Origin of the sequence: Aquibacillus halophilus (genome assembly GCF_009649745.1) — a bacterium.
Lineage (GTDB): Bacteria > Bacillota > Bacilli > Bacillales > Amphibacillaceae > Aquibacillus > Aquibacillus halophilus.
In genome coordinates this window covers 127,049-142,859 of record NZ_WJNG01000013.1, presented here as the reverse complement: position 1 = coordinate 142,859, position 15,811 = coordinate 127,049, and the positions used below count along the sequence as shown (strand labels likewise).

At 37.1% G+C, this 15,811-nt stretch carries 14 protein-coding genes and 1 riboswitch; of the genes, 7 read left to right on the top strand and 7 right to left on the bottom strand.

The genetic code is table 11. The annotated features are described in order from the left end of the window. Positions 1 to 25 precede the first annotated feature (25 nt). Both GH741_RS15525 and GH741_RS15520 read right to left on the bottom strand, forming a co-directional pair. Positions 26 to 685 carry a YpmS family protein gene (locus tag GH741_RS15525; protein ID WP_240795526.1) on the bottom strand — a complete coding sequence of 220 codons (660 nt, stop codon included), beginning with the start codon at positions 683 to 685 and terminating at the stop codon, positions 26 to 28. Beyond that, on the bottom strand, positions 669 to 1,619 hold the full coding sequence (locus tag GH741_RS15520; protein ID WP_153737658.1) for an SGNH/GDSL hydrolase family protein: 951 nt from the start codon (positions 1,617 to 1,619) through the stop codon (positions 669 to 671). The genes GH741_RS15525 and GH741_RS15520 overlap by 17 nt, the downstream gene beginning before the upstream one ends. Before the next feature lie 497 nt (positions 1,620 to 2,116). Here GH741_RS15520 and GH741_RS15515 point away from each other — a divergent pair, with 497 nt between their 5' ends. After that, positions 2,117 to 2,287: a hypothetical protein gene (locus GH741_RS15515; RefSeq protein ID WP_153737657.1), complete on the top strand. Its 171-nt coding sequence runs from the start codon at positions 2,117 to 2,119 to the stop codon at positions 2,285 to 2,287. 861 nt (positions 2,288 to 3,148) lie between these two features. On the opposite strand, the gene GH741_RS15510 is transcribed toward GH741_RS15515, so the two are convergent. Then, a complete protein-coding gene (locus GH741_RS15510; protein WP_153737656.1) occupies positions 3,149 to 4,900 on the bottom strand; it encodes a PLP-dependent aspartate aminotransferase family protein in 1,752 nt (583 codons plus the stop codon). 173 nt (positions 4,901 to 5,073) lie between these two features. Continuing rightward, a riboswitch (SAM riboswitch) is annotated at positions 5,074 to 5,181 on the bottom strand. Positions 5,182 to 5,360: 179 nt separating this feature from the next. On the opposite strand from GH741_RS15510, the gene GH741_RS15505 reads away from it, so the two are divergent. After that, complete coding sequence (locus tag GH741_RS15505) at positions 5,361 to 5,849, top strand: Hsp20/alpha crystallin family protein (protein ID WP_153737655.1); 489 nt, start codon at positions 5,361 to 5,363, stop codon at positions 5,847 to 5,849. A gap of 46 nt (positions 5,850 to 5,895) precedes the next feature. On the opposite strand, the gene rarD is transcribed toward GH741_RS15505, so the two are convergent. Continuing rightward, positions 5,896 to 6,828: an EamA family transporter RarD gene (gene rarD / locus GH741_RS15500; RefSeq protein ID WP_153737654.1), complete on the bottom strand. Its 933-nt coding sequence runs from the start codon at positions 6,826 to 6,828 to the stop codon at positions 5,896 to 5,898. 178 nt (positions 6,829 to 7,006) lie between these two features. Next, the gene (locus GH741_RS15495) at positions 7,007 to 7,192 is read right to left on the bottom strand and encodes a gamma-type small acid-soluble spore protein (protein WP_153737653.1); all 186 of its coding nucleotides are present in this window, start codon (positions 7,190 to 7,192) and stop codon (positions 7,007 to 7,009) included. Positions 7,193 to 7,349: 157 nt separating this feature from the next. Between GH741_RS15495 and cls the strand changes: the two genes are divergently transcribed. Further along, the gene (gene cls / locus GH741_RS15490) at positions 7,350 to 8,795 is read left to right on the top strand and encodes a cardiolipin synthase (RefSeq protein WP_153737652.1); all 1,446 of its coding nucleotides are present in this window, start codon (positions 7,350 to 7,352) and stop codon (positions 8,793 to 8,795) included. A gap of 63 nt (positions 8,796 to 8,858) precedes the next feature. Continuing rightward, a complete protein-coding gene (locus GH741_RS15485; RefSeq protein WP_153737651.1) occupies positions 8,859 to 9,386 on the top strand; it encodes an acyl-CoA thioesterase in 528 nt (175 codons plus the stop codon). Positions 9,387 to 9,423: 37 nt separating this feature from the next. Here the strand turns inward: GH741_RS15485 and GH741_RS15480 are convergent, their stop codons facing one another. Further along, positions 9,424 to 11,019 carry an Eco57I restriction-modification methylase domain-containing protein gene (locus tag GH741_RS15480; protein WP_170287645.1) on the bottom strand — a complete coding sequence of 532 codons (1,596 nt, stop codon included), beginning with the start codon at positions 11,017 to 11,019 and terminating at the stop codon, positions 9,424 to 9,426. 573 nt (positions 11,020 to 11,592) lie between these two features. Here GH741_RS15480 and GH741_RS15475 point away from each other — a divergent pair. After that, a complete protein-coding gene (locus GH741_RS15475; RefSeq protein ID WP_153737649.1) occupies positions 11,593 to 11,790 on the top strand; it encodes a hypothetical protein in 198 nt (65 codons plus the stop codon). Positions 11,791 to 11,828: 38 nt separating this feature from the next. Here the strand turns inward: GH741_RS15475 and GH741_RS15470 are convergent, their stop codons facing one another. After that, positions 11,829 to 12,164, bottom strand: a complete 336-nt coding sequence (locus GH741_RS15470) for a winged helix-turn-helix transcriptional regulator (RefSeq protein WP_153737648.1) — start codon at positions 12,162 to 12,164, stop codon at positions 11,829 to 11,831. Between the two features lie 381 nt (positions 12,165 to 12,545). Between GH741_RS15470 and GH741_RS15465 the strand changes: the two genes are divergently transcribed. Both GH741_RS15465 and GH741_RS15460 read left to right on the top strand, forming a co-directional pair. Further along, entirely contained in the window at positions 12,546 to 14,435 is a 1,890-nt protein-coding gene (locus tag GH741_RS15465) for an ABC-F family ATP-binding cassette domain-containing protein (protein WP_153737705.1), read from the top strand. An 85-nt stretch (positions 14,436 to 14,520) separates the two neighbouring features. Further along, positions 14,521 to 15,762, top strand: coding sequence for an aminopeptidase (locus tag GH741_RS15460; RefSeq protein ID WP_153737647.1), 1,242 nt, complete (start codon positions 14,521 to 14,523; stop codon positions 15,760 to 15,762). Positions 15,763 to 15,811 lie beyond the last annotated feature (49 nt).

Below are 15,811 nucleotides of genomic sequence, written 5' to 3'. Positions count from 1 at the left end.
AGTTTTCTCCGCATCGACCCAACAATTATAATCCAAGTGTTTTATTTGGTACTTTAATGCGGAATGAAATTCGATCGTTTTCCAAATCAAACTGCTGGACCCTTACTTTAAAATTACTCTTTATTTCCATTTGTGTAATTGCTATATAAATATTCTCTTCTTTTGGATTAATAATAACCCATTCAGGTGTGGGAATACTCTTTTTCACATACTCTAAAATTTTTCTGTTAGGCAAATGAAGTAATCCAAGTGAAATTTCTTTTTGATTTAAAATTATGTCTCCGTTTTCTTGAACAATCGGCTCCAAACGAATCGAAAATGGCACATCAGTGTCGAATACTTTAATTGAACCAATTAACTGAACGTCTTCTTCTAATTGTACAGAATATTGATCACTATCATCCTTTAAAAGTTTGTCTACATATCCATTTACCAGTTCACTTAAATTTTGCTTGCTTGAATGTACCGTAAACTCAGCCCCAGCTTCCTCTTCAATAAATTCTTTCTCAGGAATGTCTTCTGTTAAAGAAGGTATATAGATAAGAACAAGCAAAGTAACGAAAATAGCTGCATTTATTCCAAGTAAGCTAAAGAAGAATAGCTTCCAATTATACTTTTTTACGTATTTGTCTTCCACTTCTTTCATTATTGTCACCTTTCTAACACTCTTATTCTTCAGTTTCATCCTCTGTTGTATTATCTTCTTCAATTCTCTCAATCGATGGTCTGATATGATTCAAAACCCGTCCGGCTATAAGCTTATAGCCGTTCACATTTGGATGAAAATTATCATCTGAAAACAGATTTTCCTCTGTATTTCGGAAAAGATCTTTAGTTGGAACAAATTGGACCTGTTCGTATTCTGAGCTGATAGTTCTCCCAGCTGTATTCCAATCATCTAATATCAAAGCTAATTGTTCGATATCACTAAAATATTTTTCAAATGGATTATAAAACCCAACTAAAAAGATAGAGGAATTAGGATTAATACCCAAAATTGTGTCGAATATTTCTCTTAAGCGCTCAGAATATTGAGTTTGCTCAACCACAAAAGATTCATATTCCAAATTGATGAAGTTTTCTTTAACAACCTTCATTATATCGTTCGCACCTACCGTAACAAGCACTATATCAGATTCCTGAATCGATTTAACAATTTCAGGCTCAACTAAACGTTTTAGTAGCTGGTCTGAACGGTTGCCACGCTTTCCAAGATTTTCGACATGAACACTTTGATTGTTATCCTTTAACGTGTTTTCGAGAATACCAACATATCCTCCGTTATCAGTAGTATCACCGACACCTTGGGTTAATGAATCACCGATTGCCACAATTCGCACATCGGGTTTCAGAAAAATACCAATGGCATCATCAACTACATGTTTGACAGTATCTTTTATTTCCTCAGTAAGTAACGATTCTTCTTCGTCTTCAGCTTGAGCTTCCTCAATTACTTCCTCTATATCATCACTAGTAGGCTCGCTCTCTGAAGTTGATTGTATTTGACTTTCTTCTGGCTTACTTATATTTGGAAAATTTATTATTTGCACTGCTATTAAACCCGCCACTATAGCTATAAGAATGGTCGGTATCACTATTAGAATCGTTTTTTTATGCATTGTCACCACACCTATAAAAAATTCTACAAACACACTATATAGTTCCCGCTATAAAGGTAAGGCAAACCTGCTCAACTAGTACCATCATTAGTACTTCCCATAAATCATATCCTTTGGCCTAAGATAACTTTTTACTATTGATCGTGCTATTTTTTCTATTGAATCGTTTCGCTACTAATAATAAATCGTAATACTTTATTCTATGTGATATAGGGTGGGATTAGCAACAGAAATTTTTAGTTGATTTTTATAAATAATTTAAATATAGCTAGTTTGGTTTCTAGACACAAGTTAAAGGGTTTCAATCCTAACCCAAAAACCACAACCACGCACTATAAAATGTTACACAATTTACTGGTCTAATTATCCCTCTTTAATCATTTTCATTTCTTAAATCAAAAAACCATATTTTAAAACAATTCATATTTTTCTTAATCAACTAGTTAAAAGGTTTTAAATAATTTAAATCGGATAATAAAAATAATGGAGGTGATTTTATGAACTGGAACGCAGGTATAAAAGCAGGAGCAATAAGTGTACTTTTCGCAGTTTTATTTACTTATTTAGCCAGTCTTCTTTTTGAAACTGAAGACTTATATTGGGCTATTATAGCAGTTACATTTGCATCTTTTTTCTCTGGTTTCTTTTCAGCTCAAAAACAACCCTAACATGTAACGAAGCCTTACCATAAACCAAAAATCGAATAATAAAGGCTGGTTTTAAAAGATTGTTGTTTTGTCATAAAATCTATAAACTGCGAAATAACTATCTGACTTCCTTACGGTCTTTATGGGATTAGTGCTAGCTCGCCGCTACGGAAAAATACTCGCTTTCCGTGGGGAACGCTTCAGCCTCCTCGCTCGTAAAGAACACTCACTGTGGGGTCTTCAGACTGTTCCTTTCCCACAGGAGTCTCACATTTTTCCGTAGCTTAAAGTAGCTTTCTGTTCGTGAATAGGAATGTCCGTGAAACTTAGTAACCGGGGTTATTATCGGTGATCAAAACACCACTACTAGTGAAAGCAGAATACGTAGCCTCCTCGAAAATACAAGCCGTTTTTCTTTGTTTGGTGTTGATTTAGGAAGATAATTCTAGTCCTGCAGTTACTCGCGCATGAAGACTTTTGTTACTTTTCCTTCTGGGGTCAATTGCCTACACCCCAATCAACCAATATAAGTATTTAGTTCTGGTTGGTCTAATTTAGTTGTCAAACACAACACTATACTAACGCAGGAAATACACGGAGACTCCTGCGGGAGGGAAAGGCATAGGTGAGACCCCGCAGTGCGTAGCGCGAGGAGGCTCAACAGCCACCCGCGGAAAGCGTAGTGTATTTCCGAAGTGGTGAAGAGTGTGGTATGTTACGACGCAATTTATATCAAGTTCGAAGATGAAAAACCACCAAAAACAACAAAAAGAGCCTTATAATAAAAAAGGACTACAAATTGATAAACAATTTGTAGTCCTTTCAAATTACATATTTATTTTCTCGATATCAGAGACCTTACCATGGGGCATGCCTATTCTTCTATACACTTACAGGTTCTTCTATATTATTGCTTCGTAGCCTATCTGCTTCTTGATATGGACTGCGGTTTTCAACTACCTGAGTATTATTAGCCTTAGCTATCTTTTTCAGCGATGTATAGTCTTTCGTTGTATTGAACCAAATTATCTTAGAGTTTAAATCCTCAAGAAGCGCTGGATCTTCAGGGTTTAATACGTATAATACATCGATTTCCTCAGGGATTGAAACAATCGTTGGATAAGTCGCTTCACCTAAAAGGTCTTTTTCAACGTTATCAATTGGGATAACTTTATACCCAAGGCGCTGTAGCTTTTGCAAATCATGATAATTTGAATCACTTGGGTCGTTCGGTAAACCAACGACAGCAATTGTTTTCTGTCTTAGCCCTTCTTCACGAGCAAATGGGGAAGACAGTGCCCACCTTACTGCTGTTTCTTCCGTTGAAACAATCGTTGGCTCTGTTGCCGTCGCTTTCGCAATTGCTTGGTCTAAATCTTTTATAATGTCATCTGCAGTTTCTAATCCGACAGACAAACGAACCATTTCCTCTGTTACCCCACTCTTTCTTAAATTCTCTTGACTTAATTGTTGGTGAGTTGTTGATGCAGGATGAATAATTAATGACTTTGCATCCCCTACATTAGCAACATGGGACCATAAGTTAATGTTGTCAATTAACTTTCTTCCAGCTTCCCGTCCGCCTTTAATACCAAATACAACAATAGATCCAAATGTGCCATTTAGATACTTCTTAGCCAATTGGTGTGATGGATGTTGTTCAAGACCTGGATACGTTACCCATTCTACTGCAGGGTGATTGACTAAGTAATTAGCCACCTTTTTTGTATTTTCATGATGCTTTTCGATTCGTAGATTTAATGTTTCAAGCCCTTGTAAAAAGTAAAAAGCATTTTGTGGACTTAAGCAGGCACCAATATCACGTAAAAGTTGAACACGTAACTTAATTGCGTACGCGATAGGACCTAAATCTTGAGCATAGCGTAATCCATTGTAGCTTGGATCAGGCTCGGTGAATCCAGGAAACCTTTCACTGTTCCAATTGAAACGGCCGCCATCTACTACTACTCCACCAATTGAAGTACCGTGTCCACCAATCCATTTTGTTGCGGAGTGGACAACGATGTCTGCCCCCCATGTGATAGGCTTTGCCCCATAAGGACTAGCAAAAGTGTTATCGATGATTACCGGAATACCGTTATCGTGTGCAATTGTTGAGACTGCTTCTACATCAAATATATTTAAACTAGGGTTGGTAATTATTTCACCGAAAATAGCCTTTGTTTTAGGAGTAATTGCCTTTCGGAAATTCTCCGGGTCTGTTCCGTCAACAAACTTCACTGTAATTCCGTACTTAGGAAGAGTTGTCGAGAATAAGTTGTATGTACCACCATACAGATTACTGTCAGTAATAATTTCATCTCCGGCTTCGGCGACATTTAGAATTGCAAGTGTAATTGCAGATGCTCCAGATGCCGTGGCTACAGCAGCAACACCATCCTCTAGTAAAGCAATTCGTTGTTCAAATGCGTCAACCGTTGGATTCATAATCCGCGAATAAATATTACCAGGCTCAGCTAAAGCAAATAGGTTTTGGGCATGCTCTGTGTCTCGAAATACATACGATGTTGTTTGGTGAATGGGTACCGCTCTTGAACCAGTCGATGGGTCAGGCTGTTGGCCCCCGTGAAGCAATTTTGTTTCTGTACCTTGGAAATTAAAAGAATTAGTCATGTTACATTCCTCCTAAAAATTAGTAGTTAATTTTCTTTGTTGGACGTAATCATTCACTTACCGAACTACAGGACAGAAAAATTGATTGATAGGATGTGAGAAGGTTTCCAGAAGAGATGAATTCAATAAGAAACGTCCCCTTCAAAAGAAGAGGACGAAAAAGTAAATTCCTCCTCTTATCGATCAGATCCAAAGACCTGTAGGACTTGGCACCTTTTCAAGTTACCTTGCTGGTTGCCGGGCTTCATAGGGCCTATTCCCTCTGCCACTCTTGATAAGAGATATACGTTTAATTGATTATGCTTAGTGTGGATTATAGAACAGTATGTATCATCCGTCAACCATTAATCAGAAAATAAAGATAATTAAATTATGAAGAGTTTATGTAATCACTTTAACCAAATTAAACGTCGTACATATCCTATAGGGAGAAGTTTTAAAAAGGGAGGGGAATAGAGAAATGAAAGATGATTATAAATCAGATTCTAAGTCACAAAAGAAAGCAGACCTAGGTGAAATGGGCAATGACTTAATCAAAAAGATGGATGAGATTTTTTATAGTAAACCATCTCGAAACATCATGGATTCAATAGATTCCTTTTTTCAGCAAAGCTCCACACCTTTTTCAAGGATACCGGTAGACATGTATGAGAGTGATAGTGAGTGGGTAGTAAAAGTGGATTTGCCGGGAGTTGAAAAGGAAAGAATTAATATAGATATCGTTGGTGATCGTATTAAAATAAGCGTATCCGATGATAAGGAAGTAAAAGAAGTTGACGATAAATACAACTATCATCGTAGAGAGCGACGATATCATCGTGCAGAACGAACAGTACAAATGCCCTATCCGATAGATAAGCGTACAGCAAAAGCAAAATTCAAAAATGGTATATTAGAAATTCGTGGGCCCAAGAAGTCCATTTCGAACTATCATTTAGATATAGAATAAGCTAATAGGCCAAAGTCCTATTAGCTTATTTATGTTTAATGGAGTATTAGTTCTCAAATGATTTATTTTTTAAAAAAACCTTTGTCTCTACCCTATGGAACCATTTTGTTCTCGATACAGTGTAGATTGCTAATGCTGTCCATATACAAATGAATGCGATTAAATGGGCATTGGTGAAGACCTCATTATATAAGAAAACGCCGAGAATGAGCATTAATGTAGGGGCGAAATATTGTAAAAATCCGATCATAGATAATGGAATACGTTTGGCACCACTAGCGAACAACAGTAAGGGTATAGCCGTAACAACACCTCCAGCAATTAACAATCCTGATGTTGGTGTAATCATGTTTGGCAGTTCACCTAACTGGACTTGTTGGATTACAAGGTACACTAACGCAACTGGAAATACAATCATCGTTTCAATAGTTAGTCCAAACAAAGGGCTAATAGCTACGGTTTTTTTAAGTAACCCATACATACCAAAGGATAAAGCAAGTACGATGGACACCCATGGGAAGACACCGAAGTTTAAAGTTAGATAGCTGACACCAATTGCAGCTAATAGAAAAGAATAGAGCTGCCACCGAGTCAGTTTTTCTTTAAGAATAAACATGCCTAACAAAATACTAATTAACGGATTAATGTAGTACCCTAAGCTAGCCTGGATTACATGGTCACTGTTGACGGCCCATATAAAGATAAGCCAGTTCATACTAATCACAAGTGACGCCATGGATATGCCAATAAGTCTTTTTCTGTCACGGATAATGGCTTTACATTCCAGAACAAATGAATTCCACTTTCTTAAGGCGAGAAGGAGAATAACCATAAAAACAAAAGACCAAACTATTCGATGAGCAAGTATTGTACCAGCTGGAACCTGTTGTAATGTTTTCCAAAAAATAGGAAGAAATCCCCAAAGTAAATAAGCACTTCCAGCATAGATAACACCAAGCTTCAATTCTTTATTCTCCATAACAGATACCCCATCTTCTCTAAGTGTAAGACTAAGTTTAGAAGTCCAACATTAAAAAAGCAACATATTTGTTCTAACCAGTACGAACTATGTAACGGGATTGGATAGATGTTACATTTTTCAAATAGTAAGGAGTATCTTTTTTTGATACTCCTTACTGTTATTGTGAGGTGGGAAGTTATTTAGTTGAATTGGATAGTTTTTCCCTTATTTGATCAATATCAGTGTTACTAAATTTACTTGTATTATGACCGCCTGTTGTTTTTGCAATATACTCTTTCACTTCATTATATGACATGCCAGACTCCTCATTGGCCTGTTTTACTGAATCGATATTTGTTTCCCTATATCTGTTATCAATCATTTGCTAGACCTCCTTTTCTATATCATTTTCCTACGGCCGTTATTTATGTTGGTTTTATAAAACAATTTAACTTTATCTGAATGCTTGAAGTGATTGATAGCATACTATTTGTGCTATAGTAGATGTAGAGTGTTTCCAATTTAGGGGGGCAATCATAATGGAACTTATACCCTACATTTCTGGATTTATTATCGCCTTTAATATTCTGTTAGCGAGTACAATTGTCTTTCTTGAACGGAAAAATGCGTCATCTACTTGGGCGTGGTTAATGGTGTTATTGTTCATTCCTGTCATGGGGTTTATCTTTTATTTAATATTTGGTAGAAAGCTGAGCAATAAGAAAATTTTCACATGGGACACGAAGAGTAGACTTGGGGTTAAGAAAGCAGTTCAGCATCAGTTACGCGCTTTGGAGCAAGGAACTTTTAAATATAAACAGAAAAGCATTATTCCATATAAAGATTTGATTTATTTACATCTAAGAAATGATGATGCGATCCTAACACAAGACAATGAAGTTGAGATATTTACCGATGGACAAGAAAAATTTGACTCACTAATTCGTGATATCGAAGCGGCAAAAGATCATATTCACCTTTTGTACTATATCATTCGCCATGACAAGCTAGGACAGGAAGTTGCAGATGCTTTAATAAAAAAAGCAAAAGAGGGCGTGCAAGTACGAATTCTCTTTGATGATATGGGATCGAGACGATTAAGTAGAAGAAAATATGTCAGAAGTATTCAGAAAGCAGGGGGAGAAGTAGAAGCGTTTTTCCCACCGCTTATACCTAAAGTCAACTTGAAAATTAACTACAGAAATCATCGTAAATTAGCAATTATCGATGGGAAAACTGGCTATATCGGTGGATTTAACATAGGTGATGAATATCTTGGGGCCAGTAAAAAATTCGGTTACTGGCGAGACACCCATCTAAAAATTCAAGGGGATGCAGTTAGGAGTATGCAAACCAGATTTATATTGGATTGGAATCAGGCTTCTAGAAACGATATTATCTATGAGGATCGTTACTACGCGTCAGAACCTAAGGGTGATGTAGGAATACAAATTGTATCTAGTGGACCTGATTCTGAATGGCAACAGATTAAAAACGGTTATATAAAAATGATCATGGAAGCCAAAGAGTATATATATATTCAAACACCATACTTTATCCCTGATGATACCTTATTAGACGCACTTAAAATTGCTGTGTTATCAGGAGTCGACGTACGAATAATGATACCTAATAAACCGGATCACCCATTCGTTTACTGGGCGACGTTATCTAACATAGGGGAATTACTTAGAGCTGGAGCGGCTGTTTACATATACCAAAATGGCTTTTTACACGCAAAGACAATTGTTGTTGATGGAAAAATTGCTTCTGTTGGTACTGCCAACATAGATGTACGAAGCTTCCGATTAAATTTTGAGGTTAATGCCTTCTTGTATAATAGTGATATTGCGGAACAACTAGTAGCAGAGTTTAAAAAAGACATCGTTTTGTCATCTCAGCTTACATTAAAGCTCTATAACCAACGCTCTAAGTGGATTCGTTTTAAGGAGTCTATATCTAGATTAATCTCACCGATATTATAAATTTGATATCAAATTCCCGTTGTTTGGGTAAAGACCCGATTTTCAATAGAAAGTAGGCCAAAGATGGAATCTAAACCATGTGTAGCATCGTTAACGGTAAAAAACTCAAATGTATTGCCACCAGATACAAACAGTTACGGAACTATGTTTGGTGGACTATTAATGGCACAAATGGATGATGTTGCTGCCATCGCAGCTACGAGACATGCAAGGAAGCATGTGGTAACTGCATCAACAGACTCTGTCGATTTTTTATATCCGGTTAAAGAAGGGGATACAATTTGTCTCGAAGCATTTGTGACATGGACACATAATACCTCAATGGAAGTTTTCGTGAAGGCAGTTACGGAGAATTTGATTTTGGGGGATCGAAAAGTATGCGCAACAGCGTTTCTTACAATGGTGGCGATTGATGAAAACAGAAAACCAACCATTGTACCACCTGTGCATCCAGAATCAAAAGAAGAAATTTTTCTCCATCAGGGGGGAGCAAAACGGGCAGAGTTACGTAGGGAAAGGCGGAAAAACTCAAAGGAAATGGCTCAAACATTTGGAACATCTTTTCCGTGGAACGAACAAAGCCGATTATAAACAGACCCCCTGCACCTAAATTAGATGCAGGGGTCTGTTATGATGATAAGATTTTAAGGAAAAGAGCATTTAATTTTTTTAAGTCTGCTTCAGCATCACCGTTATTCATTCGTTGCTTTCCCCTAATATTTGAGTACAGATCCAGAATACTTTTTTTGTCATCGGCATTAATGGCACCCACGTCAACAACTAATGATTTGTTTAAATCACCTGGCTCAAACTTTTTAAGTCCCTTACCGTATTCTCTACTATTATAGTTAAGTATTTCTTTACCTATCTCAGTCATGAAATATGCCATAAAAAGATTGGTATCTTTACTATATTCAGAATTTATATAAATGCAATGGAAAGCAGTTAAATTACGAACTTTAGCTTCATTGCGAATAAATTTCAGTTTATTTCTACTGAACACATTTACTAATATAGGTGCTGGTTCTCTCGTTTCACTTTTATACCAAGGGTTCCTATGTTTAGTTAAGTACCTATTTTGTATCTCGGATATTTCTCCATATTCAATGTAATTTTGTAAAAAAGGGTCTTCCATCAAATCACTTTCATCTATTTGTAATAGTTGAACAGGTGAGTTCTTTTCTAATAAATGCTTGTAGTCATCACTATTGAAAAAATTATTTGTTACCTGATGGGATTTTGTTAAGCATGGTACAAAATACTTTTTGCTCAGTTGATGCTTTTTTCTTTCTAGCTCATTAACACAAAAATAGTTATTCGCTCCTGTTGCAATACCTCTAGATACCTTACCGAAATGGGAAAACGATTTGAGGTGGGTGTACATTTTTCGGGTGTCCGTCTGATAGTATTCTTTCCATTTCTTATCCGGTACAAGTTCCTCGTATGGGACTACATTCCCAAGTGGTTGTTGATGATGATGAAAATTTCTGATGTATTCACTAATCTGGTCAAATTGTTTAGCATCGCTTAAGCGTATGAATTCTAGTCTATTTGCTTCTACTTGATTGTCAAAGAAAAATAGAGAAGAGGTAGTAGCTGCTTGGTCAAACCAGTTTAGATGAAAATCAGCAACGACAATTAGGTGCAAATTAGTATGCTGTAGCAAGTACTTTTTAATCTTTATTCCATAGTCGGAGTTTAAAAAATCAGAAGGAACAATAAACGAAGCTTTGCCGTTGCTACTAAGTTGATTTAGGGCTTTTATAATAAATAACGTGTAAATGTTCGTGAATCCAGAAAATTTAATTCCAAGCTTTTGTTCAAACAACTCTAAATAATGCTGTTTTTTTTCATTTTGTCGGAAACGGAGGTAGGGTGGATTACAAACCACTCCATCATAACTTTGCTCCCAGGTGCTCTCCAAAAAATCTTGATGGTGCAGCTGGAGATTAGAAAAATCGCTACATGTTTTCCGAGTATGGTCGAGTATATTTTTATCCCGGTCAAAGCCTACAATAGGAGTTTCTATAGGGAATGGCTTAATCAAGTTTCCTAAACCAATCGCAGGGTCGAGGATTGTTCCATGAAAAGATTTATTTGTAGTTATCCATTCTGCCAATACATTGGAAATAAAATCTGGGGTGAAGTATTGACCTAATTGTTTTCGATGGCTAAGTGTTGTGCTTTTTATGTAGGATTCTTCTTGGCTAACTGTTTTCTCCAATAGTAAAACCACCTTCAACCGCTTACTGGTTAGTATCTTTTCGCAAGTCTTTCCGTAGTTTTTGTTGTTTTTCATCTTCGAACTTGATGTAAATTGCGACTTAACTTTGTCGTGACTGTACCCATCCTTTATAGGATGAGTGATCATCCATCGCTTCGGAAAAACACTCCCTTTCCATGGGGAACGCCTCAGCCTCCTCACGAGCAAAAGGCGCTCGTTGCGGGGTCTTCAGACTGTTCCTTTCCCATAGGAGTGTCGCATTTTTCCGTCGCTTAAAGTAGCTTTATGTTCAAGTGAGATGAACTCCAACAACGTTTATTCCAAGAATATTACTACTCATTATTTAGAAAGTTTTAACCACCGTAATCAGAATATGTATCCTCCTGGAAGACAAGTAATGCTTCGACAAAGAATTATAAGCACAAAGAAAATCGGCTTATATTTTGAAAAGTCTACGTGTTTTTTATGCAATTATAGTGTTGTGTAAGATAAACCAAACAACTGCTATTTACTTATATGATGCTGATTGGAGCGGAGGGAAGTCGACTCCTGCGGGAAAAGCAAATGTTTTCGATGGGACGAGTAATCGCAGTCCCAACAGCTGAAAATCCCGCAGGAAGTGGATTTCTTCCGAGGAAGTTGAAGCGTTGCCCGCGGAAAGCGACTGCCCAGAGCGAAAATCAACTAGCGTTACGTCGGAGGTTTATGGATCTTTTTCAAAACAACAATCTTTTGAGAGAACAGCCTTTTCGCAAAAAGATAGCCGCTTAGCAGCGGCATGTTCATAGAAATATAGTTGTGACTCTTACTTAATTCTCATTTTGAATGGATTCTACCTCTTGATGTGTAACCCAGTTTTCGGACCAGGATTGAATTTCTTTAATTACGGGCTCTAATGCTTTCCCTTTACTGGTTAGCCCATATTCAATTCTTACAGGAAATTCAGAGTACACTTTACGTTCTATTATTTCTTCCTGTTCAAGCATTTTTAACCGTTCAGATAACAACCTTCCACTAATTGGTAGCTCTGTTTCCATTTGAGAGAACCGTTTTGATCCTTCTAATAGTTCAAACAAGATCAATCCTACCCATCTCTTGCTAAACAGTTGCATCGCTTTTTCAAAACGTGGACATAACTGCTTCATAGTCGCTATCACCTCTATTTTTCTAGCTTAAGTTTATTGTTAATAACAAAGAATCTGTCGAGTGTTTATTGCTAACATTCACTTACTAAAAGTAACTAATCTAAGCATAGCACACTGGCGAAGGATAGTAAATATTTCGGAGAATTATAATCGTTCCGCTTAATCGATACGACGCATTTAGGCGTTGATTTTAAGATAAGGGATAGATAAAATTTACTTATTAGTCAAACGAACATATAGCAATCAACTTCATTAGATATAATCATTTTCATCTTTCAATTGCTTCCTGTATACTAGGACAGGAAGCAAATTTCAGTTATTGATAAAAAAGTAGCATTTTAGTGAATTGTAAAGATGTTTAGAGGGTGGAAAATAATGAGTATGTTATCGGTTGAAAAATTATATAAATCTTATGGAGAAAAAGTATTATTCGATGAAATTTCCTTTTCGATCACTTCAAGAGAAAGAATTGGTTTAATTGGTGTAAATGGAACAGGGAAGTCAACACTGCTAAAGGTTATTGCGGGTCTTGATTCAAAGGAATCTGGAACAATCAAACACGCCAATGATTTTCGTGTAGAATACTTAAACCAGGATCCAGAACTAAACTTAGAATTGACTGTATTAGAGCAAATCTATTATGGGGATTCAACGATTATGAAAGTAATGCGGAATTATGAACAAACATTAATTGAGTTAGAAAATGATCCGCAAAATTCAAGTTTACAACGCAAATTACTTCAGGTACAGCAAGAGATGGATGAACACGGAGCTTGGGATGCGAATACTACAGCTAAAACAATTCTAACTAGGCTTGGTGTTACTGATTTCGGTAAGAAAACAAAGTTTTTATCAGGTGGTCAGAAAAAACGTGTCGCGATTGCCAAGTCATTGATCCAACCAGCGGATTTACTCATTCTTGATGAACCTACCAACCATCTTGACAATGAAACGATTGAGTGGTTAGAAGGCTATTTACCTCAGTATCAAGGAGCGCTGATTTTAGTTACGCACGATCGTTATTTTTTAAATCGAATTACCAACCGTATTTATGAATTAGATAAAGGGAAGCTTTATATATATGAAGGAAATTACCAAATTTTCCTAGAAAAAAAAGCTGAACGCGAAGAACTAGAGCTTCAGGATGAGCAAAAACATAAAAACACATTAAAAAAAGAAATCGAGTGGTTACGTCGAGGTGCTAAAGCAAGGACTACAAAACAAAAAGCAAGAATACAACGGGCCGAACAATTAAAAGAAGTTACCTACGATACGACTAAGCAAAATCTTGATTTTCAAGTCGGATCAACTCGGCTTGGTAAGAAAGTTCTTGAATTAGAGCATGTTAGTAAATCCTTCGGAGATATTAATCTATTAGAGGATTTCAGTCTTTTGGTCAATCCCGGCGATAGAATCGGTATTATTGGAGCCAATGGAACAGGCAAAACAACATTACTAAATATTATGGCTCAAAGAGAAACCCCGGATTCTGGAACAGTTGATATCGGAACAACAGTTAAGATTGGCTACTATACGCAGGATCACTCCGAGCTAGATGAATCTATCCGCATTATCGAATATATTCGCGATGTAGCAGAGGTTGTCCATACAGCTGATGGGGGAGTAATTACAGCCGAACAAATGCTAGAACGATTTCTGTTCTCAAGATCACAGCAATGGACCTATATCAGAAAATTATCCGGTGGTGAAAGACGTCGCTTATATTTGCTTCGAGTATTGATGGAGGAGCCAAATGTACTGTTTCTCGATGAACCAACCAATGACTTGGACACCCAAACATTAAGTGTTCTCGAGGATTACTTAGATCAGTTCCCGGGAGTTGTTATTACGGTCTCACACGACCGCTATTTTCTAGATCGTGTAGTGGACCGATTAGTGGCATTTGAACAACCGGGAAAAACAAGCCAGTTTTATGGTAATTACTCGGAATATCTTGAGCAACACAAATCGGAGCAAGCAGTTAACGATAATAAGGCAAAAAAGGAACAGACCAAACCACGTAATAATAAAAAACAAAAACTCTCTTACAGGGAGCAACAGGAATGGGACGGAATCGAGGATCGAATTACAGAACTAGAAGAGAAACTTGAGACTATTGAGGCCGAGATTGGTAAAGCGGGAAGTGACTTAGGGAAGGTACAACAACTCTATCAATCACAGGAAGAAATTGAGACTGAGCTAGAGCAGGCAATGGATCGCTGGACAGAATTATCTGCCATTGTAGAGGAAATTGAAAACGAGAAGAACTAATTAGATGTTAATAATTTTGTGAAGCTTCCAATTTATGAAATAATAGGAAATGGTGAAAAATAGAAAGAAGCTGGAGGGAATGTCAATGGCAGATCAAAAAATGCAAGAGAAATACGCAGAATTAGCGTTACGAACAGGTGTAAATTTGCAAAAAGGTCAGGCTTTAGTAGTCAATTCATCGATTGAGGGTGCTGACTTTACAAGAATTGTTGTAAAAAAAGCTTATGAGCTCGGTGCAAAAAATGTACATGTAAACTGGGCTGATGATGAACTTACTTTATTAAAGTATGAAAATGCTCCTGATGAAGTTTTAACAACTATTCCACAGTGGCATGTAGATCAGTATCTTTCATTTGCAGAAGATGGTGCAGCGTTGCTTTCGATTCGTTCAACTAATCCAGATTTGTTGAAGGATATCGATGCTGGCCGGGTTGCCAAAGCGTCAAAAGCTGGGGCAGAGGCCATGAAAGAGTTCAGAAATTATACGATGAATGATCGTATTCCATGGTCAATCATTTCAATTCCTACAGGAGACTGGGCTAAAAAGATATTCCCTGACAAGTCAACTGAGGATGCAAAGGAAAGCTTATGGGAGCAAATCTTTAGAATTGTACGTGTCGATAAAGATGATCCAGTTGCTGCGTGGGATGAACATAACGCAACACTGAGAAAAGCTCGAGAATTTTTAAACAAAAGAGAATTCAAAAAACTGATTTTTAAAGCACCAGGGACAGATATCGAGTTTGAATTACCGGCTGGTCACGTTTGGAAGGGCGGTTCTGCTAAGACAGTATCAGGATTCGATTTTAACCCAAATATGCCGACGGAAGAAGTATTCACTATGCCACATAAATACGGAGTTAATGGTACAGTGACTAGCACTAAGCCGCTTAACTATGGTGGAAATGTAATTGATAATTTCAGCTTAACCTTTAAAGACGGAAAAGTAGTTGATTATAATGCTGAACAAGGCCATGATACACTGAAGCATTTGTTAGATACTGATGAGGGTGCTAAGCGTTTAGGTGAATTAGCTCTTGTTCCACACGAATCACCAATCTCACAATCTGGGCTAATCTTCTACAATACTCTATTTGATGAGAACGCTTCTTGTCACATAGCTTTAGGGAAAGCTTATCCAACCAACATCGAGGGTGGTTCGGATATGAGTGAAGAGGAACTGGATAAGCATGGTGTTAATGATAGTCTGACACATGTGGACTTCATGATCGGTTCGGCTGAACTTGATATTGATGGAGTTACTCCTGATGGAAAAACAGAAGCAGTATTTCGTAAGGGCAGCTGGGCATTAGACTTTAATTCATAAGCTTATATGTTTATGATTGTTCTGAGCGGGAATCTTCTTTATTAAGTAG

Coding starts and splice junctions, on each gene's coding strand:
- GH741_RS15525 (WP_240795526.1), bottom strand. CDS start 685: ATGAAACTGAAGAATAAGAGTGTTAGAAAGGTGACAATAATGAAAGAA.
- GH741_RS15495 (WP_153737653.1), bottom strand. CDS start 7,192: ATGATTGATAACAGATATAGGGAAACAAATATCGATTCAGTAAAACAG.
- GH741_RS15465 (WP_153737705.1), top strand. CDS start 12,546: ATGTTATCGGTTGAAAAATTATATAAATCTTATGGAGAAAAAGTATTA.
- GH741_RS15520 (WP_153737658.1), bottom strand. CDS start 1,619: ATGCATAAAAAAACGATTCTAATAGTGATACCGACCATTCTTATAGCT.
- GH741_RS15505 (WP_153737655.1), top strand. CDS start 5,361: ATGAAAGATGATTATAAATCAGATTCTAAGTCACAAAAGAAAGCAGAC.
- GH741_RS15460 (WP_153737647.1), top strand. CDS start 14,521: ATGGCAGATCAAAAAATGCAAGAGAAATACGCAGAATTAGCGTTACGA.
- rarD (WP_153737654.1), bottom strand. CDS start 6,828: ATGGAGAATAAAGAATTGAAGCTTGGTGTTATCTATGCTGGAAGTGCT.
- GH741_RS15475 (WP_153737649.1), top strand. CDS start 11,593: ATGGGACGAGTAATCGCAGTCCCAACAGCTGAAAATCCCGCAGGAAGT.
- GH741_RS15510 (WP_153737656.1), bottom strand. CDS start 4,900: ATGACTAATTCTTTTAATTTCCAAGGTACAGAAACAAAATTGCTTCAC.
- GH741_RS15515 (WP_153737657.1), top strand. CDS start 2,117: ATGAACTGGAACGCAGGTATAAAAGCAGGAGCAATAAGTGTACTTTTC.
- GH741_RS15485 (WP_153737651.1), top strand. CDS start 8,859: ATGGAATCTAAACCATGTGTAGCATCGTTAACGGTAAAAAACTCAAAT.
- cls (WP_153737652.1), top strand. CDS start 7,350: ATGGAACTTATACCCTACATTTCTGGATTTATTATCGCCTTTAATATT.
- GH741_RS15470 (WP_153737648.1), bottom strand. CDS start 12,164: ATGAAGCAGTTATGTCCACGTTTTGAAAAAGCGATGCAACTGTTTAGC.